This is a genomic window from Streptomyces sp. NPDC012466, from assembly GCF_042955215.1.
Classification (GTDB): Bacteria; Actinomycetota; Actinomycetes; order Streptomycetales; family Streptomycetaceae; genus Streptomyces.
Genome location: NZ_JBIBEQ010000001.1, coordinates 1,407,775 through 1,429,779 on the forward strand (window position 1 = coordinate 1,407,775; position 22,005 = coordinate 1,429,779).

The following is a 22,005-nucleotide window of genomic DNA, read 5'->3' on the forward strand; positions in this document are numbered from 1 at the left end:
CCGCCACAGACCACGACAGCAACCCCGCCACAGACCACGACAGCAACCCCGCCACAGACCACGACAGCAACCCCGCCACAGACCACGACAGCGACCCGACCACAGACCGCGACGGCGACCCGGCCGCGCGCGGGACAGCGGATCACGAGACCGACCGGGGCGAACGCAACCCCCACCCGGACCCCGGTCGGCGTGGAGATCCGGCTGGAGAACCACCCCCACACCGGGACCGGCCCGACCGGGGAGGTTTCTGATGCGTGGCCTCAGCCGGCGTGGCGCCGCCTGGCTGCTGGCGGTCGTACTCGCCGTGTCCCTGGCGGGGTGTTCGGACGGCGGCGGGGAGGGCGGGGGCGGCCCGACCATCGGGCTGCTGCTGCCGAGCCGGGCCGTGCCCCGGTGGGAGAAGTCCGACAAGCCCCTGATCGAGAAGCGGATCAAGGAGCTGTGCCCGGACTGCACGGTCGTGTACGCCAACGCCGAGAACGACGCGGCGAGCCAGCGGCAGCAGATGAACTCCATGATCACCCGGGGCGTCTCGGCCCTGATCCTGGACGTCGTCGACCCCAAGGCGCTGCGCTCCTCCGTCCGCGAGGCCCGGCGCGAGGGCATCCCGGTCCTCGCCTACGACCGGCTCGCCGAGGGCCCGGTCTCGGGTTTCGTCAGTTTCGACGGCGGCCAGGTCGGCCGGCTCCAGGGCCGCTCACTCCTCGAGGGCATGGGCGCCAGGGCCGACGGCGGCGGTGTCGTCATGATGAACGGCGACCCGTCCAGTCCCAACGCCGCCTGGTACGAGGGCGGAGCCCGGTCCGTCCTCCGGGGCGAGGTGCGGCTCCTGAAGTCGTACAGCACGCTCGGGTGGCGCACGGAGAACGCGCACGACCACATGTCCGCCGCGATCAGCTCCCTCGGCCCGGGCCGGATCGACGGGGTGCTCGCGGCCAACGACTCGATCGCCGCCGGTGTCGTCTCGGCGCTCAAGAGCGCCCGTGTCTCGCCGCTGCCCCCGGTCACCGGGCAGGACGCCGACCTCGACGCCGTGCAGCGCATCGTCAAGGGCGAGCAGTACATGACCGTCTACAAACCGTTCCGGCTGGAGACCGAGGCGGCGTCCGCGATGGCCGTCGCCCTGGCGCGTGACGACGACATCGACGCCCTGGTCACGACGACGGTGGACAGCCCCACGAACGAGGACGTCCCGGCGCTCCTGCTCACCCCGACGGCCGTGACGCGCGAGACGATCGTCCGGACTCTCGTCCGGGACGGCGTCTACACGCTCGGCCAGATCTGCACCCCGAAGCTCCGCCCGGCCTGCGACCGGGCCGGGCTCACCCGGTGAGCGAGGTGGTTCTCCGTGGTCCATCCACCCGTCCTGGTGTTGCGCGGCATCACCAAGCGGTTCGGGGGCGTCCAGGCCCTCGTGGACGTCGACCTGAAGGTCCGGGCCGGTGAGGTGGTGGCCCTGGCGGGCGACAACGGGGCCGGCAAGTCCACCCTGGTCAAGGTGATCTCCGGGGTCAGCCCAGCCGACCGGGGCGTCATCGAGTGGGAGGGCCGGCCGGTGCAGATCAAACGTCCGCACGACGCCCACGCCCTGGGCATCGCGACCGTTTACCAGGACCTCGCCATGTGCGACAACCTGGATGTCGTGGGCAATCTGTTCCTCGGCCGCGAGATCGACCGGGTGGGCGTCCTCGACGAGGTCGAGATGGAGCGCCGTGCCCGTGACCTGATGCGCGCCCTGTCGATCCGCATCCCCGACGTGCGGATGCCGGTCGCCGCGCTGTCGGCCGGGCAGCGGCAGGCCGTCGCGATCTCCCGCTCGCTCATGGGCGCACCCAAGGTGCTGCTGCTCGACGAGCCCACCGCCGCCCTGGGCGTGGAGCAGACCAGCCACCTGCTCGACCTGATCGAGGAGGTGCGCGACCGGGGTATGGCGATCATCCTCATCAGTCACAACATGGGTGACATCAAGGCGGTCGCGGACCGGGTCGCCGTACTGCGGCTGGGTCGCAACAACGGCTTGTTCGACGTGAGCACGGTGACCCAGGAGCAGATCATCTCCTCCGTCACGGGGGCGGCGGACAACGCCGTGGCCCATCGCACGAAGGGGGACGAGGAGGCCTGGCCGTGAGCCGCGGCGGGACGCACCGCGACGGCGGACCGGCCGGGCCGGGCAGCGCCGGGCCGGTCACCACCGGCGGCGGGCAGCGCGCCCGCGGCTGGCAGGACGGCCTGCGGGAGTACGTCCGGGGGATCCGCGGCAGTGTGCGGGACGGCGAGCGGGGGCCGCTCCTGGTCATCGCCGGGCTCCTCGTGATCTGGATCGTCTTCCAGAGCCTGGACGACAAGTTCCTCTCACCGCGCAACCTGTCCAACCTCAGCGTGGACATCGTCGGGACCGGCCTGGTCGCCGTCGGCATCGTGTTCGTCCTGCTGATCCGCGAGATCGATCTGTCGGTGGGTTCCGTCAGCGGGCTCGCGGGGGCCGCCTTCGCCGTGCTGAACGTCAACCACGGGGTGCCGGAGTGGCTCGCGGTGATCGTGGCGGTGGCCGCGGGGACGGCCGTGGGCGCCTTCCACGGGCTCTTCTTCGCCTGGCTCGGCGTGCCCGCGTTCGTGGTGACGCTGGCCGGGCTGCTGATCTGGAACGGCCTGACGCTCTACCTGCTGGGGGCGAGCGGCACCATCAACATCGACGAGGAGGGCCTGGTCGCCTCCCTGACCAGCCGGCACTTCGGCGGCGACCTGGCGGCGTACGCGGTCGCGGCACTCGGCACGGCCGGGTACTTCCTGGCCGCCCGCCGCCGGCAGAGCCGCTACCGGGCGGCCGGGATGCCCTACCGGCCCGCGGGTGACATCTGGCTGCGCACCGGTCTGCTCGCGGTGCTCGCCTTCGCCTCGGCCCACACCCTCAACCGGTTCCAGGGGCTGCCGCTGGCGCTGTTGATCTTCCTGGTGGTCCTGGTCGTCTCGGACTACCTGCTGCGCCGCACCCGCCACGGGCGGCGGGTCTACGCGCTCGGCGGCGGGGTCGAGGCGGCGCGCCGGGCCGGCATCGGGGTGGAGCGGGTGCGGGTCGCGATGTTCATGGTGTCGGGGACGCTGGCCGCGGTCGGGGGGCTGTTCGTGGCGTCGGGGCTGACCTCGGCCAGTCCCACGACGGCACGGGCCGCCGGCTCCGGGATGTTGCTGATCAACGCGATCGCGGCGGCCGTCATCGGCGGGACGAGTCTGTTCGGAGGGCGGGGTTCGCCCTGGTCGGTGCTGCTCGGTGTGGTGGTCATCCAGTCGATCGCCTCGGGCATGGGGCTGCTGGGGGTCCAGGACGCCGTGCAGTTCATGATCACGGGTGGGGTGCTGCTGGCCGCCGTGGCGGCCGACGCGCTGTCGCGGCGGGCCGAGGCCAGACGCGGCCGGCCGTGAGGCACGGCCTGCGTGATATCCGCCTGTTATCCCTTTTTTCTTGAAATGCCTAACAAACGGCAAAGGTGGGTAGGGGCCGGAATGCCATGAATCCCAGCCGCCTCACCATGGCGGTCGTGGCCGCCACGGCCGCCGCCGGCCTGGCCCTCGCCGGGTGCGGTGACGCCGACCTGCCCGGTGGCGAGGAGCAGGCCGAGCTCAAGGTGCTCGCGACGGACGTGCCGCAGGTGCAGACCCTCAAGAAGCTCACCAAGAAGCACTTCACGGCGGAGACCGGCATCACCGTCGACTACACGGTCCTGCCGGAGAACGAGGCGCGGGAGAAGATGAACCGCGAGTTCGCGACCCAGGCCGGACACTACGACGTGGCCAGCGTCAGCGCGTACGAGGTGCCGATCTACGCGGACAACGGCTGGCTCGCCCCGCTGGACTCCTATGTGAAGGCGGACGAGGACTTCGACCAGGGAGACGTCTTCCCGAACCTGGCGTCCTCGCTGACCGGGGAGGACGGCAAGCTCTACGCCGAGCCCTTCTACGGCGAGGGCTCCTTCCTGATGTACCGCAAGGACCTGTTCCGCAAGGACGGCCTGAGCATGCCGCCGAACCCGACCTGGAAGCAGGTCGCGGACCTCGCCGCCCGGGTCGACGGAACCGAGGGCGCGAGCGGCATCTGCCTGCGCGGCCTGCCCGGCTGGGGCCAGAACCTCGCCCCGATCAACACGGTCGTCAACACCTTCGGCGGCACCTGGTACGACATGGACTGGAACGCCCGCCTGACCGCACCGCAGTTCAGGGAGGCCGTCGGGTTCTACGTCGACCTGCTCCGCACCCACGGCCAGCCCGGCGCCGAACGGATGGGCGTGCTGGAGATCCTGGACCATTTCGTCGAGGGCAAGTGCGCCATGATGTACGACGCCACTTCGCTGGCCTCGTCGGTCGAGGCCGACAATTCCTCGGTCAAGGGCAAGGTGGGCTACGTCCAGGCCCCGCACGAACGGACCGACAAGGCCGGCTGGCTGTGGACCTGGGCCTGGGGCATCCAGCAGGCGGCCGAGAACAAGGACGCCGCCTGGGAGTTCATCTCCTGGGCCTCCTCCAAGGAGTTCCAGGAGCTGGTCGGCGAGGAGGTCGGCTGGACCTCGGCTCCCGCCGGGAACCGCAAGTCGCTCTACGAGAAGCCCGAGTACCGGCAGGCGGCCGGTGCCTGGTACCGGCAGGAGTACAGCGCCGCGACCGACTCCGCCGACCCGAAGGACCCCGGCGTCACCCCCCGCCCCTACGACGGCATCGGTTTTCTGGGCATTCCCGAGTTCGCCGTGCTGGGTACGGCGGTCTCCGAGCAGATCGCCGCGGCCATCGCCGGGCAGCAGTCGGTGGACACGGCCCTCGAGAAGTCGCAGGACCTCGCCCAGGCCGCGGCGGCGAAGTACCGCGGCGAGTGACCCGGCCGCCTCTCAGCACCGCTCGGAGAGCCCCGAGACCCCGCTGGGCGGGGACGGTTCCGTTCTGCTCGGCAGCTCGACGGTGAACTCGGTGCGCCCCGGCGCGCTGCGCACCCGGGCCCGTCCACCGTGCGCGGACGCCATCGCCTCGACGACGGCCAGGCCGAGACCCGATCCCCCGGCGTCCTGGCCGCTGCGTGAGCGGGCGGGGTCGGCGCGGGTGAAACGGTCGAAGGCGGTGGCGAGGAGGCGCGGCGGGAGGCCGGGGCCGTCGTCGTCGGACGCGGATCACGTGGCGCTCGGCGCCGGCCTCCACCTCGGCCACCACCGTGGTGCCGGGCGGGGTGTGGACGCGGACGTTGACGAGGAGTTTCGTCACGGCCTTGCGCAGGCCCGGTCCGTCGCCGGTGACCAGTGCGGACGCGCCGGGGGCGGCGACGGGGAGCGCCGGTCGCCAGGTGCGGTCCCGGTCCGTGGTCCGGGCCTCCCGCACGGCCTCGGCGACCAGCGCCGCCAGGTCCACCCCGGTGGACCGCGGCGAGCGGCCCTCGTCCAGCCGGGCCAGCAGCAGGTCCTCGACCAGGCGTGTCATGCGGTCCGACTCGAGGGCGACCCACTGCCCAGACCGGCGCCCTGCCGTGAACGGCGCGGGCCGCGCCCCCGGTCACCCGGGAACGCGGCCCTCGAACTGCCGTGGCGGTCCGCTTACTTGCGGATCAGGCTGCGCAGCACGTACTGCATGATGCCGCCGTTGCGGTAGTAGTCCGCCTCGCCGGGGGTGTCGATGCGGACGACCGCGTCGAACTCGACGCCGGTGTCGGTGGTGACCTTCACCGTGCGCGGGGTGGTGCCGTTGTTGAGCTCCTCGACGCCGGTGAAGTCGAAGGTCTCCTCACCGGTGAGGCCGAGGGACTCGGCGGACTGGCCCTCGGGGAACTGCAGCGGCAGGACGCCCATGCCGATGAGGTTCGAGCGGTGGATGCGCTCGTACGACTCGGCGATGACGGCCTTGACGCCGAGGAGCGCGGTGCCCTTGGCGGCCCAGTCGCGGGACGAGCCGGAGCCGTACTCCTTGCCGGCCAGGACGACCAGCGGGATGCCGGCGGCCTGGTAGTTCTGCGAGGCGTCGTAGATGAAGGAGACCGGGCCGTCCTCCTGCGTGAAGTCGCGGGTGTAGCCGCCCTCGGTGCCCGGCGCGATCTGGTTGCGCAGGCGGATGTTGGCGAACGTGCCGCGGATCATGACCTCGTGGTTGCCTCGGCGCGAGCCGTAGGAGTTGAAGTCACGACGCTCCACACCGTGCTCGGTGAGGTACTTGCCGGCCGGGGTGTCGGCCTTGATGGCGCCGGCCGGGGAGATGTGGTCGGTGGTGACCGAGTCGCCGAGCTTGGCGAGCACCCGGGCGCCGGAGATGTCGGAGACCGGGGTGGTCTCCATCGTCATGCCCTCGAAGTACGGGGGCTTGCGCACGTAGGTGGACTCGGCGTCCCACTCGAAGGTGTTGCCGGTGGGGATCGGCAGCGCCTGCCACTGGGCGTCGCCCGCGAAGACGTCGCTGTAGGACTTGGCGAACATGTCCTCGCCGATGGCGCTGGCGACGACCTCGTTGACCTCGGCCTCGGTCGGCCAGATGTCCTCGAGGAAGACCGGGTTGCCGTCCTGGTCGGTGCCCAGGGCGTCCTTGGTGATGTCCACCTTCATGGAGCCGGCGAGGGCGTACGCGACGACCAGCGGCGGGGACGCCAGGTAGTTCATCTTGACGTCGGGGTTGATGCGGCCCTCGAAGTTCCGGTTGCCGGAGAGGACCGAGGTGACCGCGAGGTCGTGGTCGTTGACGGCCTTGGAGACCTCCTCCGGCAGCGGGCCGGAGTTGCCGATGCAGGTGGTGCAGCCGTAGCCGACGAGGTTGAAGCCGACCTTGTCGAGGTACGGGGTCAGGCCCGCCTTCTCGAAGTAGTCGGTGACGACCTTGGAGCCCGGGGCGAGGGTGGTCTTGACCCACGGCTTGCGGGTCAGGCCCTTCTCCACCGCCTTCTTGGCCACCAGGGCGGCGGCGACCATGACGTACGGGTTGGAGGTGTTGGTGCAGGAGGTGATGGCCGCGACCGTCACCGCACCGTGGTCGATCTCGTAGGTCGAGCCGTCGGGGGCGGTGACGGTGACCGGGCTCGACGGAACGGCGGCACCGGTGCCGTCGGCGTGCTGCGGCGCGCCGGCACCGTTCTCCTGGCTGCCGTAGGCCGGGGCGTCGGAGGCCGGGAAGGACTCGGCGCTCGCCTCGTCGACCGGGGAGGCGGCGGTCTGCTGGGCGACGGGCGCCTCGACGTAGTTGAGGACGTCCTTGGCGAACTGCTGGGCGGCCTCGGCGAGGACGATGCGGTCCTGCGGGCGCTTCGGGCCGGCGATGGACGGCACGACCGTCGACAGGTCGAGCTCCAGCTTCTCGGAGAAGTCCGGCTCGGCCTTCGGGTCCAGCCAGAGGCCCTGCTCCTTGGCGTACGCCTCGACCAGCGCGAGCTGCTGCTCGCTGCGGCCGGTGAGCCGCATGTAGTTGATGGTCTCGTCGTCGATCGGGAAGATCGCGGCGGTGGAGCCGAACTCCGGCGACATGTTGCCGATGGTGGCGCGGTTGGCCAGCGAGGTGGCGGCGACGCCCTCGCCGTAGAACTCGACGAACTTGCCGACGACGCCGTGCTTGCGCAGCATCTCGGTGATCGTGAGGACGAGGTCGGTGGCGGTGGTGCCGGGGGTGAGCTCGCCGGTGAGCTTGAAGCCGACGACGCGCGGGATCAGCATGGAGACCGGCTGGCCGAGCATGGCGGCCTCGGCCTCGATGCCGCCGACGCCCCAGCCGAGCACGCCGAGGCCGTTGACCATGGTGGTGTGCGAGTCGGTGCCGACCAGGGTGTCCGGGTAGGCCTTGCCCTCGCGGACCATGACGACTCGGGCCAGGTGCTCGATGTTCACCTGGTGGACGATGCCGGTGCCGGGCGGGACGACCTTGAACTCGTCGAAGGCGGTCTGGCCCCAGCGCAGGAACTGGTAGCGCTCCTTGTTGCGGCCGTACTCCAGGTCGACGTTCTGCTTGAAGGCGTCGTTGGTGCCGAACTTGTCGGCGATGACGGAGTGGTCGATGACCAGCTCGGCCGGCGCCAGCGGGTTGATCTTCGCCGGGTCGCCGCCCAGCTCCTTCACGGCCTCACGCATGGTCGCGAGGTCCACGACGCAGGGAACGCCGGTGAAGTCCTGCATGATCACGCGGGCCGGCGTGAACTGGATCTCCTGGCTGGGCTGGGCCTGCGAGTCCCATCCGCCGAGGGCACGGATGTGGTCGGCGGTGATGTTCGCGCCGTCCTCGGTGCGGAGCAGGTTCTCCAGCAGGACCTTGAGGCTGTACGGAAGGCGGGCCGAGCCCTCCACCTTGTCCAGCCGGAAGATCTCGTACGACTCGTCGCCCACCTGCAGCGTGCTGCGGGCGTCGAAGCTGTTCGCCGACACGACAGTCTCCTTCATTGATGTGCGCGTACCACCACGATCCTGCCGCCACGGCGTTTTGGCCGATCCGCTAAGGTAAGGCTAAGTTAGGTAACCCTTACCGCCAGCGGGATGATGGCGTGCGGCTGCGGTGCTCTCTCGGCAGATATCTCGATGTCGAGATAACTCTAGTACACGAGTGCCGGATGGTCATGCCCCGGCGCCCGCCGTGCGGTCATGTGCGCCCTTTTCCCGGGTACCCGAACCAGGTATCCACCCGAGACGGAGGAGGGGACAGGCATGCCGCTCACGTTCCGCAAGAGTTTCCGGATCCTTCCGGGGGTGCGGCTGAACATCAACAAGCGCTCCTGGTCCATCACCACCGGCGGCGGAAAGAACGGCCCGCGTCACACCCACAGCAGCACGGGACGTCGTACGACATCGATGGATCTGCCCGGACCCTTCGGGTGGCGGCGCACCACGAGGGAGCGTCGACACTGAGGCCACCGGGCGGGATTGACGTCCCGTCACCCGTTCGGACCCCCCGATCGGGCGACATCTCATATCTGAGATAACCTCAGTCGCATGGCAGACGACTACCTCGTACGCATCGGCAAGCTCATCCGTGACGCCCGGCAGCACCGGGGCTGGACCCAGTCGCAGCTGGCCGAGGCGCTCGGAACCAGCCAGAGCGCCGTCAACCGGATCGAGCGCGGCAACCAGAACATCAGCCTTGAGATGATCGCGCGCATCGGGGAGGCCCTCGACAGCGAGATCGTGTCGCTCGGCTACGCCGGTCCGATGCATCTGCGGGTGGTCGGCGGCCGCCGGCTGTCCGGTGCCATCGACGTGAAGACGAGCAAGAACGCGTGCGTGGCGCTGCTGTGCGCCTCACTGCTCAACGAGGGGCGCACAGTACTGCGCCGCGTCGCCCGCATCGAGGAGGTGTACCGCCTCCTCGAGGTGCTGGGCTCCATCGGTGTGCGCACCCGCTGGATCAACGACGGCGTCGACCTGGAGATCGTGCCGTCCTCCGAGCTGGACCTGGCGTCGATCGATGCCACCGCCGCCCGCCGCACCCGCTCCATCATCATGTTCCTCGGCCCGCTGCTGCACCGCGTCGACTCGTTCAAGCTGCCCTACGCAGGCGGCTGCGACCTCGGTACCCGCACCGTCGAGCCGCACATGATCGCGCTGCGCCGCTTCGGCCTGGACATCGCCGCCACCGAGGGCCAGTACCACGCCCGGGTGGACCGTTCCGTCAGCCCCGACCGCCCGATCGTCCTGACCGAACGCGGCGACACTGTGACCGAGAACGCGCTGCTGGCCGCCGCCCGGCACGACGGCATCACCGTCATCCGCAACGCCTCGTCCAACTACATGGTCCAGGACCTCTGCTTCTTCCTGGAGGCCCTCGGCGTCAAGGTCGACGGCATCGGCACGACCACGCTCACCGTGCACGGCGTGCCGACCATCGACGTCGACGTGGACTACTCCCCCTCCGAGGACCCGGTCGAGGCGATGAGCCTGGTCGCGGCGGCCGTCGTCACCGAGTCGGAGCTGACGGTGCGCCGGGTCCCGATCGAGTTCCTGGAGATCGAGCTGGCGGTCCTGGAGGAGATGGGCCTCGACCACGACCGCACGCCCGAGTACTTCGCCGACAACGGCCGCACCCGGCTGGTGGACCTCACCGTCCGGCCCTCCAAACTGGAGGCGCCGATCGACAAGATCCACCCCATGCCGTTCCCGGGCCTGAACATCGACAACGTCCCGTTCTTCGCGGCCATCGCGGCGGTCGCCCAGGGCCAGACCCTCATCCACGACTGGGTCTACGACAACCGTGCCATCTACCTGACCGACCTGAACCGCCTCGGCGGCCGGCTCCAGCTCCTGGACCCGCACCGGGTCCTGGTCGAGGGCCCGACCCGCTGGCGCGCCGCCGAGATGATGTGCCCGCCGGCCCTGCGCCCCGCGGTGGTCGTCCTGCTGGCGATGATGGCGGCCGAGGGCACCTCGGTGCTGCGCAACGTGTACGTCATCAACCGGGGTTACGAGGACCTGGCGGAGCGGCTGAACTCCATCGGGGCGCAGATCGAGACGTTCCGGGACATCTGATCGGCGAGGTGTTGTGCCCCTTGAAGGCAAGGGGCACGCCACCTCAATCTGGCCGCTGAACTGCGGATACCTACCTTCACAACCCCCCACTGATCACTGTTGCTTTTCAGTACCTTGTGCAATGTATGTGCAAGATGATCTTGAGTAGATGACGGCACATCAGCCCAATCTGAGTGTCCGTCACTTCTATACGGAGGGTTGTCACCGAAGCAGCCTCGCAACGTCCGATGCCGTTCGTGTCACGTCGGACCGGCAAGCTGAACCGCCATCCGTCTACGGCCGCTGAGCAGACCGGGCTCGATCTCGGACAGCGCCAGCAGCGTCTCGCGCTTGTCAGCTTTCACGCAGGTACGCGGAAGGACAGCCCCGCAGGCAGGCCGTGACAGCCAGCCAAGCATCGTGATCAACGGCCACCGCAGGAAATACGGCTTGATCGATTTGACTATGCGTCACCCTGCCTGCCAACGTTCTGCATCTCGGAACAACCGGGAACAACTGGGGGGTTGGCAATGGGACGTCATTACACCGCGTCGAAAAGTCGTTCGCAGGGGCGAGACGGATGGTCAGTGATCTTCCGACACCCGAGTCGACTTGATCCGGCGACCGGTAAAAAGGGGCGGCGTGTCCGACGAGGACTGGGAACGAGCGTCGACGAGGAGGCTGACGCCCTCGTCGACCAACTGAATCGGATCCTTCAGGACGAAGGACTGTGGGAGTCGCAGGCCCGGTCCAAAGCAATCGCGCTGTATGACCAGCGGATCGTCGATGTCTTCTACGACGGGCTCGAAGCCACCCGTACAGACTTCAGAGGACTGCGCGAAGAATTTCTGCCTCTGCCGACCTTGGCTGATGGATACCCCCATGTCCTCCTGTTGGGTACGACGGGTGCCGGGAAAACCACGGCGGTGCGGCAACTACTCGGCACAGATCCCGGCACCGAGCGTTTCCCGTCCACGTCGACAGCGAAGACCACGGTGGCCGATACCGAGATCATCCCGACGGAGGACGGCCCTTACCAGGCTGCGGTCACCTTCGCCGCTCGAGATGAGGTGATCGATCACCTCACGGACAACGTGTCCTCCGCCGCATTGGCAATCTTCCAGGGGAAATCGAACAGCGAAGTGCTGAGGCGACTTCTGGATCACGTGAACCAGCGCTTCCGGTTCAGCTACACACTCGGCCGGCCGACGCTGAATCCCGATGACGACGACATGCCCGATGACGAGGACGAGACGGACGAGGACGCGACTGCGCTCGAAGCCGACGAACTCGCCGCCATCGATAGTGACGCGACCGCCGCCATGCTCATCACGGCCGTGGCCGAGCTGCGAAGGTTGGTGGCGGAACAGAAGCAGGGTGCCCTTGCGGACCTGCAGCCGCAGGCGGGTGACGACGAGCGTGTCATCGAGGAGCTCCTGGAAGAAGTACTCGACTCCTCGCTCCGCCAGCTGGAGGAGTTCCACACCATCGTCGACAACATGCTCCACGAGATCGAACTCCGTTTCGCACTCCTCACGGAGGGCAAGCTCCGGCGCACGCGTCAGGGGTGGCCGCTCACCTGGACGCTGTCGACCGAGGACCGTGGTGCGTTCCTCAAGTCGGTCACGTGGCTTTCCAGCAACTACGCTCCGCTTTTCGGTCGGTTGCTCACGCCACTCGTCAACGGCATCCGAGTGGGCGGGCCTTTCACTTCCTCGTGGGCAGATGCGCCTCAACGAATGGTTCTCATCGACCTGGAGGGTCTGGGGCATACGCCGAAGTCGGCGTCCACGCTCTCCACCGATCTGGCCAAGCGGCTCGACGAAGTCGATGCCATCCTCCTTGTGGACAATGCCACCGCTCCCATGCAGGCAGCCCCGGCCGCGGCTCTGAAGTCCATTGCCGTTTCGGGGAACACGAGCAAGCTGAGCTTCCTGTTCACCCATTTCGACCGCATGAGAGCCGACAACCTTCCGAGTTTCGCGGACCGGGAAGAGCATGTTCGCGCCTCGGCGGAGAACATGCTCAGCTCCATCGGGGAGGAGCTGGGTACGACAGCAGAGCGGGGAATCCGACGGCGACTGGAACGGCGCTGTTACTTCGTCGGTGGAATGCACAAACCACTACGTCCCGTCAGTAACAGTGCCCGACGCACCATCAGTCAGCTCGAGGCACTGACACGACAACTCGCCGATGGTGAGGAATCGGTGCCACTGGGGCCGGCGAAGCCGGTCTTCGACCGGATGGATCTGGCCCTCGCCGTGACCAAAGCGGCGAGCACCTACCGGGCTCGATGGCGTGGGCTTCTCGGTCTTGAGTCAAACGCGAAGGAGCATTGGACGCGGATCAAGGCCCTTTCCAGGCGGCTCGGTGAATGGGGGTGGGACGAGTACGACACACTCAAACCTGTCGCTGAACTCCGCAATGAGCTTCAGGTGCAGATCATGTGGCTGCTTGAGCGTCCCGTGCGCTGGGAGGGGGAACCTCCGACCGGTGAGCAGCGGGACGCGATCGTCGAAGAGATCAGCAGCGCCATCACCAGCAAGATCTACGCTCTGACGGAAAAACGCATCAAAACGGATGTTCAGAGTGCCTGGCTGGATGCCTACTGCCAGCAAGGGAAGGGCTCCACCTTCATTCGGGCGGAGATCATCGACTCCGACGTGCTGGAGCGTGGCGCTCCCATCCCCACCGCCACGCCGTCACGCGATGGGAACGGCCTGCTGCATGCCATGTCCGCTCTTGTGGACCAGGTGATCGAGGAACAGGACCTGTTCCGCTGGAACGGTCATCGATCCTAGGCAATAGCCCGGACATGTCCGTGAAGTACAAGGAGACGGCGCGGGGCGGGCTCGCAGTCAACATCATCGAGTACTAGGCAGATAGGCCCTGACCAGCGTGTTCGCATCTTTCAGCGCTGTCAGGGCCTTCCCTGCTTACGCGGCGGAAAGTCCCTGGGGACGCCCTGGGACAGACGTGAAAGTCCCTGAAAAGTCCCTGGGATGTCCCGGCTCCGAGACCCGGTTGAACACCAGCGCGCGCCGAGTCCATGCAGATCAGCACTCCAGTTGTGGAGCTCACGCGTGCGGTTGCATCGCCTGGAGCCGCGCCTCGACTTCGGCAACGACGAGCTTCGATTCCTCGGTCGGGCATCCCGCTGGGTCAACCATTGGGCACTTCATGACCTTCACCGCGAGACCGTCGAGATCGACCATCGTCGCGACCTCTGCGCGCTGACGGGAGTCGTATCGGGCGAAATCGTCACACTTGTCGACCAGAGCGACAAGTGACGGCAACCTCGTCATCAGCTCGGACCGGAGATCCTGAATGACGCGCTGCATGCCCTCGACGCACTCGTGCAGCGCGAGCGCCTCGTCCTGCCTCTGCTTTACGCCGGCCTCGCGCCGCTCCAGTACTTGCGCCTCCTCCTGCTTGCTGGCTTCGAGCGCTTGGATCCGCCATGTCGCTGCCAGTTCGTACGTGACCTTGCCCGAAGTGGCCTCGATCTGGTCCAGCATCTTCCTACCGGCCGCTCGCCCGCCGCCGCCGACCGCAACGGCCCCACGACCAAACCATGCTTCTGCGGCGTTGCGGGCTGCGACCCCACGCAGCGTCTTGATCGCCCTGCCCGTGGAGGCGGATCCGAGGCTCTGCACCGCGCGATAGGACCCCGATTTGACAGCGGGACCGACGACGAGTGGGAGCGCGACGACCAGAACCACGCCGCCCACCATGCGGGCGGCCGGCAACACAGCGACACCACCCGTTCGCCGTGGCTCGACACCCCCCTCATTACTCGCGGTGGGCCTCTCGATCATCGCCAGTTCGAAGTGATCTACGTTCTTCATACGCCCGTAAACATCACGGGAGGGAAGAACGGCCACGTCGTAGAGCATCTGCCGTGCCTTGCTCAGGGCGACGGAGTCCTCCGTGGCCTGCCGATCGAGCTCCTGAGCCGCCTTTTGCAAACGCTTGCGCGTCTTCCGGTTCTTGTGGACGAGCCCTACGGCGTCGACTACGTCGATGGTCACGTTGCCCCCCATGTGCTTTTTGCAGGAGCCTAATTGAGATCGCCGAGCCGCGTCTCGGCGTTCGGCTACGCCGAAGTCATGTAGGTCGACCCGATCGTTCTAAGCCTTCCGCCCGCAGATGCAGGGAAGGCGTCTGTCCTTGCATCCGTTGACACGCACAACGGCAGCCATCGCGTGCCTCCGACGTGGACCGAAGGATTCTTCCGCCGTCTCCGTCCGCCTCTCGACTGCGATCTCTCAGTCAGGATGTTCGCGACCGCCGCCTGGTAGCGCGCGGAGAGGAACCGGGGCGCCACCCCGCACTCCTTCGGTAGCCGATCGATTCAGTCAAGGGATCGGCTCGTTCCGGACAGATTCGATCAACTTGGTTTATCGGCTTGTAGCTTGCTTCCCCCTGAGCTCATCCTGATCGGGTTCGGAGAAGCAGAAGATGTCCGGCCGTGGCGTCGTGCCACGGCGGCTTCTGACTCGCGGACCCTGGAGAACCCCGTGGACACCCCTGTCCTGCGGGCCGGTTGTGCATGCTCGTCGCCACCGGCACGTACCTCGGAACCGCTTCGGCTCCCCCGTCGCTCGCCCGTGAGCGGCGGCGCCTGTTTGCTGCTCAGGCCCTCCTGCAGCGCCTCCTCCCTGCCGGCGACCTACGCCGAGGCTGGAGGGGAGACGCCGTGACCACACCCCCGTTCAAGCCGAGCGTCACCCAGCAAACGGCCCTCGTCGAGCACCTCGTGAGCGCGGTGGTCACCGACGCGACAGGCGAGGCACAGGGCGACGTCTGACTCGGCGAACCTCCCAGCGCGCGCTACTTCATGGAGAGCCTCGGCCCCCACGCCGTTGAGCCGGGTGGCGCCGCCCCCAGATACGGTCGGATGACTCCGGACAGCCTCGGGTTCGAGTTCGAGGCCGAGAACGCCAGCTCCGTCATGGTCTCACCCCGAACGAGGACCTCCCCGAGTTCCAGCCGTTCACCTTCGCCACGTCCCGCGACACCCTGTACCTGCTGAGCAAGGACGGCGGCGGCAGTGCGTCCGCGATCATCGCGGCGGCGGCCGACGCAGTGATGCGCGCGGCCGTGATCGTCGCCGAGCGCTCCGGCGGACGGCTCGACCCGCCCGCCCTGTGCGTCCTCGACGAGGCGGCGAACGTGTGCCGCATCAGCGACCTCCCCGACCTGTACTCGCACCTGGGCAGCCGAGGCGTCATCCCGATGACGATCCTGCAGTCCTACCGTCAGGGCCAGCGGTGCTGGGGCGAGGCGGGTATGGACGCCCTGTACTCCGCCGCCACCATCAAGATCATCGGATCGGGCATCGACGACGCGGACTTCGCCGACCGGTTCAGCCGTCAGGTGGGCGACCACGACGTCCAGACCACCTCGGTGTCGACGAGCGAGGGCGGCAAGTCCACTTCGGTGAGCATGCGCACCGAGCGGATCCTGCCGCCGGACGCCATCCGCGCCCTGCCCAAGGGCAAGGTGCTGCTACTGGCCACCGGCATCCGGGTCGCCATGCTCAACCTCAAGCCCTGGTACAAGGAGCCCTCCGCCAAGGTCGTCGGGCCTGCCTCCGCACGTGCCACGAAGGCGATCACCGAGCGTGCCCTCGCGAAGCTTGGACTGTCGGCATGAGCGCGCCCACACCACAGCAGGGGCGGTTGGCCCACGCTCCGGTCGTTCTGCACGGTGGCCGGTGGTGGCTTGACGGCGGTGCCGGCTCGATCCCCGCCTCCGACCCTGCCTTCACCGCCGCCCTGGACGACTTCGCCCTGTCGATGGCCGCTGCCGACCGGGCAGTCGCCAACCTCCATATCCGGCAGGACGAGACGCCCTCCGTTGATCCCGGCGGCATGCGGTGAACCCGCTGATGAGTGCCGAGCAGGCGGTCCTCGGCGCCGTGCTCCTCGACCCCGAGCAGCTCACGCACCTGGAGTGGCTCGATGCGGGCCACTTCTATCGGCCTGTCCATCAGGCGCTGTTCGACGCTCTCCGCAAGCTGCGCGACGACGGGCACCCCGCGCTCTCGGCCGATGGTCCGTTGCCGCTGTCGTGGGTGACCGACGCGGTCGGGGAGGCCGGACAGCACGTGCGCGGGCTGACCGCGGCGTACGCCCACACCCTGATCCAGGCGTGTCCCCGAACCGAGCACGCCCCGGTGTACGGCCGCATGGTGCTGGAGGGGGCGATTCACCGGACCGTCGCCCAGCACGCGATCCGTCTCCACCAGGCGGCTCGGGCCGACGCCGTCCAAGGCGAGGTCGAGGGAGCGTTGCGTACGGCGGACGCCCTGACCGGCGTACTCACCGATCTTGCGCGACGCTGGGGAACCGACCCTCGACCGGTCCCACCCACCGCTGGACCCTCTGCCGTCACGGAGATCCCACCTCCGGCACAGAGCGGCCAGGTCGCCGAAGACGAGCGGTTCCTCCTGGCCGTCAGCCGACGGCGAGGTCAATCCGTCCGGCACGGCCGGCAGGCGCGAGAGCCGGTGAAAGCGCGAGAGGTTGAAGCCACGCCCCTGAACCTCACCAGCGGGCACGGCGAAGAGGTCGATGCCCTCTTCGCTGGGTGCCGACGGAGCGGCCTCCCTGATGGCGAGGAGCGCTTCGCCCTGCTCGCGGTGCGGCAGGAGGCGCGGTGCGCGATCGGTGTGTCCCTCGAAAGTCATGGTCAGCCCTCGGTCAGGTGTATTTGAAGGTGAAGGCGAGTACGACGCTCACGGTGGCGATCAGGGCGATCTGGGCGCTGATCTGCCGCCAGCCCCAGCCCTTCCTGTCCATCCAGCGCAGTGGACGCCTTCAAGTCGGCGCGACGGGCTCCTCGGGAATCACAAGGTGGAGGAACGCCCGGCAGTGCTCGCCCAGGTGTTTGATCACGGCGTGGTACTCGTCGTCATCGGAGCTGATGTTGTGCCGGTCGAGGACGAGCACGCCGTCGGCCAAGCCCGCTCGGAGCTGCCGCTCGGCTTCCCGCCAACCAGGTCGATCCCAAGGCGGCGTGTAGACGCCCTGGCTCGCACTGGATGCCGGGAAGTACGTCGTGGTCGCCGGACCGCCACGTCGTGGAGCCGAGCGGCGATCGCGTAACCGAGTTGGTCGGCCTCAGCCTGCAGCGTCCCCCAGTCCTCGTCAGGTCGAGCCCTTGGACTCGGTACCAAGCTGTACGCCAGCACGCGCAGCGGCTGATCGGCCTGCGCGTCGATGACCTGCCGGTAGAAGTGCTCACGTACGCCTCGGAGTTGGCCAGCTCGGGACTGACGCTTCACTCGGGCAGAGGTACGAGGCCATCTCGGATGGTCACGGCCAGCAGTCGGCGCCCCACCGCCCGCGTGCTTCTCTCGCCCCCGATCGAAGGCGACGAGGCTCAGCACGTCGGCTCCGTGCTTGACTGCGTTGTGCGGCGACATGGGGGTGCCTCCGTGAGAGTGGGGATGACCGCGTATGTCGTCCGGCCGCCGTCCGCGACGCCCCACCGAAGCGACAGGCAGGCGACGAGGTGCAGCCCTCGACCACCGAGGCCGGCGGCACTTGCACGTCGTCGCCTCGCCGGTGCGGTGCTGTCGTCGGTGACTCGGATTCGAAGCTCGTGGTCGTCGTGTCGCAGTCGCAGTCGGACGTCCCCGGAACCGTGGATGATCGCGTTGGACACCAACTCCGAGACGACGAGCCGGGCGTCCTCTGCCGGCGTCTCCGGCAACGACCAGTGCCTCAGCACGGTGGCCGTGGTTCGTCGTGCTTGAGCGACGTGCACATCCATCGGCTCCATGGCCATCTCGAAGACGTGAGAGGCCAGCGGACACCGAGCGGTCGCGGCGCCGGCGACGTGGGCGCCACCGTCGTCGCCTCCCGGTCGGGGCGGCGTTGCTGTCCGGTGCGTGGTCATGAGCACATCGCACCGTGGCTGCGCGATCCGGAACAGGGGAAACCGGAGGGGGGAAATCTTTGTCAAGGGGGGAAAAGCAGGGGGGAGTTGAGGGGAGTATTGGCTTTCTCCCACGGATAGGGGTCAGACTCATGGCAGTGGATCCATTTGCCGAGCTGCTCCGTCACCTGCGGCGTAACGCGAATCGGACGCAGGACGAGCAGGCCGGTGCGATCAACGCCGCTTCCGGCCGGGCAACGATGACCCGCCGAGAGGTCAATCGGTACGAGAACGGTGCCAACGTGCCGACGGACCACACCCTGGGGAACATCGCTTTGGCCTGCGGCGTCCCGCTGGAGCCGCTGCTGCGCGAGGCGAAAGCCGCCCGCGCCAGGCGGCGAGAGAAGAACAAGGCCGAGGCGGAGGACCTGGACGACGTGAAACGCCGAACGCTGCTGGGAGGCGCAGTCATCGGTGCGGCTGCGGCTGCCGAGCCGTGGGGTCGGCTGGCCTATGCACTCAGCAAGGGGTCCAAGATCGACCCTGAGTCAGCCGGAGTGCTTATTGATCATGCGGCCCGGTTGCACGTGGACGAGCTGAACGAGAGCGCGCTTGGCCTGCAGTCGCGGGGCGAGGCGCACTTGGACGCGATCACTGCAGCCCTTCCGCGCGCCGGAACCCACGAGCGAGCGCTGACCATCGCGGCGGGAGAGACCGCGGCTCTTGCCGGATGGGTCGCCTGGGACCTCGGCGAGCACGACAAGGCCACCTCCTATTACGGAGTGACCTCGGAATGCGCGAAGAAGGCCGGACACCCACCTCTGCGCGCCCTGGCTCTGGGCTACGCGAGCTACGGTGCCTCCAGTCCCGCGAAGGCGCTGGAGATGCTCTCGCAGGCAGCTCAGGACGTACGCGGACGTGGCAATGCAACCGCCGCAGCGTGGGCTCTGGGCCGGTACGCGGAGGAGGCCGCTCAGTCGGGCGATGACGCCGCCGCCCTTCGCGCGCTGGACCAGGCCAGGTTTGCCTACGACTTCGCCGACCATACGAGCGAGCAGGCGTGGGTCCGCTTCGTGACGCCGTACCGAATGGACTCCTTGACCCTCTCGGTCTACGGCGAACTCAAGCGTCAGGAGCTGACGGCCACGGCCGACTCCGCAGTCGAGCGCCTCGGCGGTGAACTACCCGAGTCCGGTGTGGTCGTCTTGGGTGACCTGGCGTCCGCCCTTCTGCGCGGCGGCGACGTAGATCGCGGGGCCTACGTCGCGCACCAGTTCGCCGCAGCGGCGGAGTCGAAGCCCAACACCATGGGCCGGCAGCGGGCCCAGGCCATCGCTGCCGGGCTCCCCGACACTGAGCATGACCTGGCCAGCCACCTGCTGACGTTCGCGACGCTGTGAAGCGTCCAAGCGCACGGGCTCGGTGAGAGCGAGGCGCTGCGGTGGTGACCTCTACTGCGGACGCGTCTCGTCGACGACCCAGGACAAGTACGCCTCCGACCCTCCGGTCACAGGCAGCGTGACCCACTGGGGCACGTCGTACGGGTGCCTCTCGTGCAGCCATGCCTCAAGCGCGGGGAGGCGATCCGCCGACGTCATGTAGGAGATCCGCCACTCCTGAGCCGCTTCGACCTTCCCCTGCCACCAGTAGAAGGCGGTGATGGGCGCATCGATGTGAACGCCCGCCGCCAATTTGCTCTCAACAGCGCCTCTGGCGAGGGTCTTCGCCTGCTCCTCGTCGTCACTGGTCGTCTGCGCGATCACGATCTCGTGGTCCATGCGGCTACCTCTCCAGCTCGGGTACCGCGACCCTATCCATGTGTTCGACGCAGGCCAGCGAGTGGTAGCCGGCGGGAGACCACGCAAACGCACTGATTGCTTCTGAAGCACCTGTGATCCCGCGAAAGGAGCGCTTCTTTGACGTCACCGTGAAGGCGCAGCAGGTCGGCCTTGACCACCCGGTGGGCGTTGCCGGGACGCAGCCTCGCCAAGACCGGTCTGGACATCAGACCGCCTGACCGGCCACGACACCGCAAGCGCAACCTTAGTAGGTGGCGTCGTACTGCTGGAGGAAGGTCTGCGCCGCCTTGTTGATGGCCTTCACTGGATCTGCGGTGCGCTGGAAGTTGAACCACTCCCCTGCGATCCGCAGCCGGGTGAACTTCTCGTGGAGGTGGCTCTCCAATGGAAATCCGCCCGGCGACTGCCAGCGCAGCACTATAGGAGACGCTGACCCGATCTGGAGCTGCTTCAGGCGCTTCTGGATGTTCGCGGCTACACCGATCTTTATGGACTTCGGGTCGGATTCGGTAGACACGGCATAGACCCACCGGGAGTCCATCTCGTTGGTGTTCTCCGCCTCGGGCACACGTGACGCCCGGACCTCTGAGCAGGCCTGACAAACCCCTCTCAGGCCACCGCACGAGCACTGGCCGCAGTCGTCGCAAGGCACGCACGGTTGCTGGTTGGCTGGAGGTATCGCCTCGAGGTTCACGGAGAGGAGGAGACCCAGGCCGTGGTGCTCACGCTTGTCGATTGCACCGACCGCGGTGAGTTCAGCAAGGACTGGTAGCAAAGCGTCCGAGTGGGTCAGGCCCACAACATGTGCAACGTGGTCCAGGTCGAAGGTGTCGCTGCCCTCGTCGACCTGTTGGACTGCGGCGAGGACGGCGTATGTAAGGCGGGCGGTGGGGCTGAGCTCCTTGTTGAGAAGGGTGACGGCGTCGACCAGGACGGCGTAGGGGTGGCGGCGGTAGACGCGGATGAGGAGCCTCCTTCGGCGGAGGCGGCCCGCAGTGTTCGGGCCGCCATGTGGTGAAAGCGCCGGGCGCGCGGATCTGTTCCAGACCTGTGGAGTTCAGCGGCCCCGGCCGACCGCCTATGGAGAGCCGTCGAAGTGCCGCCGCCTTGCGGCAGTCGCACGGTGCCCAGTCGGTGCCGACCGAGGGTGGACCTTCACCCGCGAGTGGGCGAGCACTACGCGCCCGCGCCCTCACTCTTCGTACGAGGCCTCCCAGAAAGCGTCCTCCGAGTCGGCGGCCTCTGCCCAGCTATCTGTTCGGCGATCTCCCTGCGGATGGCCACCATGTCCGCAGGCGACCACCCCGAGCCGCTCCCGAAAGGCAGCACACGGTCGTGGGGCTGGAACAGCTCCTCGCTTTCCAGACTGCGGCAACAGGCGCGGCACTTCCACGGAGGCCGCAGGGTGATCCACTGTCTGAGCCCGCACCAGGGGCACAACACGAAGTACGCGCTGGGCCCGTGAGCGGCGGCCCAACTGGCATAGCCCGACCGGCTACGTGCCACGTTGATGTCGCCGTGCGTGCGTTCCGCGACCCAGCCAAGGAGGACCATCTCGCCACCGGGCCACGCACAGGCGCAGAGGCCGTCGCAGCGGCAGGCGCGCGTCTTGCCCAGCTCGACGGCCTTTTCCTTACGGGGCGTGGCTGGTCCCTTGACCTCAAGCCATGTCCCGATCTCGGGCAGCCAGAAGTCCGGCAGATAATGCGCCCCTGACGGCAGGATGACTCGCTCGGGCTCGTACTGCCAGAGGATGCGTTGGGTGTCGAGGGTGCGGGCCCAGTCGGCTTCGAGCCGGGAACGGAAGGTGGTGCCGCTGTACTCCGTCGGCACGGCATCGATGGGCTGGCCGTCTGTGGGGAGGTCCGTCACGGCGTCTCCGTTGC

At 68.1% G+C, this 22,005-nt stretch carries 17 protein-coding genes and 3 pseudogenes; 12 read left to right on the forward strand and 8 right to left on the reverse strand.

The window, feature by feature from the left end; all coding sequences use genetic code 11:
- Positions 1-253 precede the first annotated feature (253 nt).
- The 4 genes from ACFY9E_RS06260 to ACFY9E_RS06275 all read left to right on the forward strand — a co-directional run bounded on the left by ACFY9E_RS06260 (position 254) and on the right by ACFY9E_RS06275 (position 4,865).
- On the forward strand, positions 254-1,336 hold the full coding sequence (locus ACFY9E_RS06260; protein WP_390979806.1) for a substrate-binding domain-containing protein: 1,083 nt from the start codon (positions 254-256) through the stop codon (positions 1,334-1,336).
- 15 nt (positions 1,337-1,351) lie between these two features.
- A complete protein-coding gene (locus ACFY9E_RS06265) occupies positions 1,352-2,131 on the forward strand; it encodes an ATP-binding cassette domain-containing protein (RefSeq protein ID WP_390979808.1) in 780 nt (259 codons plus the stop codon).
- Positions 2,128-3,423 carry a sugar ABC transporter permease gene (locus tag ACFY9E_RS06270; RefSeq protein ID WP_390979810.1) on the forward strand — a complete coding sequence of 432 codons (1,296 nt, stop codon included), beginning with the start codon at positions 2,128-2,130 and terminating at the stop codon, positions 3,421-3,423. Before ACFY9E_RS06265 ends, ACFY9E_RS06270 begins: the two co-directional genes overlap by 4 nt.
- An 86-nt stretch (positions 3,424-3,509) precedes the next feature.
- Positions 3,510-4,865 carry an extracellular solute-binding protein gene (locus ACFY9E_RS06275; protein ID WP_390979811.1) on the forward strand — a complete coding sequence of 452 codons (1,356 nt, stop codon included), beginning with the start codon at positions 3,510-3,512 and terminating at the stop codon, positions 4,863-4,865.
- 12 nt (positions 4,866-4,877) lie between these two features.
- Here ACFY9E_RS06275 and ACFY9E_RS06280 read toward each other — a convergent pair.
- A pseudogene (locus ACFY9E_RS06280) lies at positions 4,878-5,081 on the reverse strand (ATP-binding protein); the annotation flags it as partial.
- A 489-nt stretch (positions 5,082-5,570) separates the two neighbouring features.
- On the reverse strand, positions 5,571-8,363 hold the full coding sequence (locus ACFY9E_RS06285; RefSeq protein WP_390979813.1) for an aconitate hydratase AcnA: 2,793 nt from the start codon (positions 8,361-8,363) through the stop codon (positions 5,571-5,573).
- A gap of 276 nt (positions 8,364-8,639) precedes the next feature.
- Between ACFY9E_RS06285 and ACFY9E_RS06290 the strand changes: the two genes are divergently transcribed.
- From ACFY9E_RS06290 to ACFY9E_RS06300, 3 genes are all read left to right on the forward strand, one after another.
- The gene (locus tag ACFY9E_RS06290) at positions 8,640-8,840 is read left to right on the forward strand and encodes a DUF4236 domain-containing protein (protein ID WP_390979815.1); all 201 of its coding nucleotides are present in this window, start codon (positions 8,640-8,642) and stop codon (positions 8,838-8,840) included.
- 84 nt (positions 8,841-8,924) lie between these two features.
- Entirely contained in the window at positions 8,925-10,454 is a 1,530-nt protein-coding gene (locus ACFY9E_RS06295) for a UDP-N-acetylglucosamine 1-carboxyvinyltransferase (protein WP_390979817.1), read from the forward strand.
- Positions 10,455-11,020: 566 nt separating this feature from the next.
- Entirely contained in the window at positions 11,021-13,234 is a 2,214-nt protein-coding gene (locus ACFY9E_RS06300; protein ID WP_390979818.1) for a hypothetical protein, read from the forward strand.
- A 276-nt stretch (positions 13,235-13,510) separates the two neighbouring features.
- Here ACFY9E_RS06300 and ACFY9E_RS06305 read toward each other — a convergent pair whose 3' ends face one another.
- On the reverse strand, positions 13,511-14,464 hold the full coding sequence (locus ACFY9E_RS06305; RefSeq protein WP_390979820.1) for a hypothetical protein: 954 nt from the start codon (positions 14,462-14,464) through the stop codon (positions 13,511-13,513).
- Between the two features lie 940 nt (positions 14,465-15,404).
- Between ACFY9E_RS06305 and ACFY9E_RS06310 the strand changes: the two are divergent.
- The 3 genes and pseudogenes from ACFY9E_RS06310 to ACFY9E_RS06320 form a co-directional block, all read left to right on the forward strand.
- A pseudogene (locus ACFY9E_RS06310) lies at positions 15,405-16,091 on the forward strand (TraG/TraD/VirD4 family protein); the annotation flags it as partial.
- Entirely contained in the window at positions 16,088-16,318 is a 231-nt protein-coding gene (locus ACFY9E_RS06315) for a hypothetical protein (RefSeq protein WP_390979822.1), read from the forward strand. The pseudogene ACFY9E_RS06310 and the gene ACFY9E_RS06315, both read left to right, overlap by 4 nt.
- Positions 16,315-16,896 (forward strand): annotated as a pseudogene (locus ACFY9E_RS06320) (DnaB-like helicase N-terminal domain-containing protein); the annotation flags it as partial. The gene ACFY9E_RS06315 and the pseudogene ACFY9E_RS06320, both read left to right, overlap by 4 nt.
- Positions 16,897-17,257: 361 nt before the next feature.
- On the opposite strand, the gene ACFY9E_RS06325 reads toward ACFY9E_RS06320, so the two are convergent.
- Entirely contained in the window at positions 17,258-17,401 is a 144-nt protein-coding gene (locus tag ACFY9E_RS06325) for a hypothetical protein (protein ID WP_390979824.1), read from the reverse strand.
- A gap of 421 nt (positions 17,402-17,822) precedes the next feature.
- Positions 17,823-18,341 (reverse strand): ATP-binding protein, encoded by a 519-nt coding sequence (locus ACFY9E_RS06330; RefSeq protein ID WP_390979826.1) that lies wholly within the window; start codon positions 18,339-18,341, stop codon positions 17,823-17,825.
- Positions 18,342-18,472: 131 nt separating this feature from the next.
- On the opposite strand from ACFY9E_RS06330, the gene ACFY9E_RS06335 reads away from it, so the two are divergent.
- A complete protein-coding gene (locus ACFY9E_RS06335) occupies positions 18,473-19,720 on the forward strand; it encodes a helix-turn-helix domain-containing protein (protein WP_390979828.1) in 1,248 nt (415 codons plus the stop codon).
- A gap of 51 nt (positions 19,721-19,771) precedes the next feature.
- Here the strand turns inward: ACFY9E_RS06335 and cutA are convergent, their stop codons facing one another.
- Together cutA and ACFY9E_RS06345 are read right to left on the reverse strand one after the other, a co-directional pair.
- Complete coding sequence (cutA, locus tag ACFY9E_RS06340) at positions 19,772-20,098, reverse strand: divalent cation tolerance protein CutA (protein WP_390979829.1); 327 nt, start codon at positions 20,096-20,098, stop codon at positions 19,772-19,774.
- Between the two features lie 265 nt (positions 20,099-20,363).
- Positions 20,364-20,636: a GIY-YIG nuclease family protein gene (locus ACFY9E_RS06345; protein WP_390979831.1), complete on the reverse strand. Its 273-nt coding sequence runs from the start codon at positions 20,634-20,636 to the stop codon at positions 20,364-20,366.
- 294 nt (positions 20,637-20,930) lie between these two features.
- On the opposite strand from ACFY9E_RS06345, the gene ACFY9E_RS06350 reads away from it, so the two are divergent.
- The gene (locus ACFY9E_RS06350) at positions 20,931-21,137 is read left to right on the forward strand and encodes a hypothetical protein (RefSeq protein WP_390979833.1); all 207 of its coding nucleotides are present in this window, start codon (positions 20,931-20,933) and stop codon (positions 21,135-21,137) included.
- A gap of 158 nt (positions 21,138-21,295) precedes the next feature.
- On the opposite strand, the gene ACFY9E_RS06355 is transcribed toward ACFY9E_RS06350, so the two are convergent.
- A complete protein-coding gene (locus ACFY9E_RS06355; RefSeq protein ID WP_390979835.1) occupies positions 21,296-21,991 on the reverse strand; it encodes a hypothetical protein in 696 nt (231 codons plus the stop codon).
- Positions 21,992-22,005: the final 14 nt, after the last annotated feature.

Excerpts from the sequence above, each read along its gene's own strand:
- ACFY9E_RS06260 (WP_390979806.1), top strand. The coding sequence starts at position 254 with ATGCGTGGCCTCAGCCGGCGTGGCGCCGCCTGGCTGCTGGCGGTCGTA.
- ACFY9E_RS06275 (WP_390979811.1), top strand. The coding sequence starts at position 3,510 with ATGAATCCCAGCCGCCTCACCATGGCGGTCGTGGCCGCCACGGCCGCC.
- ACFY9E_RS06290 (WP_390979815.1), top strand. The coding sequence starts at position 8,640 with ATGCCGCTCACGTTCCGCAAGAGTTTCCGGATCCTTCCGGGGGTGCGG.
- ACFY9E_RS06295 (WP_390979817.1), top strand. The coding sequence starts at position 8,925 with ATGGCAGACGACTACCTCGTACGCATCGGCAAGCTCATCCGTGACGCC.
- ACFY9E_RS06315 (WP_390979822.1), top strand. The coding sequence starts at position 16,088 with ATGAGCGCGCCCACACCACAGCAGGGGCGGTTGGCCCACGCTCCGGTC.
- ACFY9E_RS06330 (WP_390979826.1), bottom strand. The coding sequence starts at position 18,341 with ATGACCACGCACCGGACAGCAACGCCGCCCCGACCGGGAGGCGACGAC.
- ACFY9E_RS06335 (WP_390979828.1), top strand. The coding sequence starts at position 18,473 with ATGGCAGTGGATCCATTTGCCGAGCTGCTCCGTCACCTGCGGCGTAAC.
- cutA (WP_390979829.1), bottom strand. The coding sequence starts at position 20,098 with ATGGACCACGAGATCGTGATCGCGCAGACGACCAGTGACGACGAGGAG.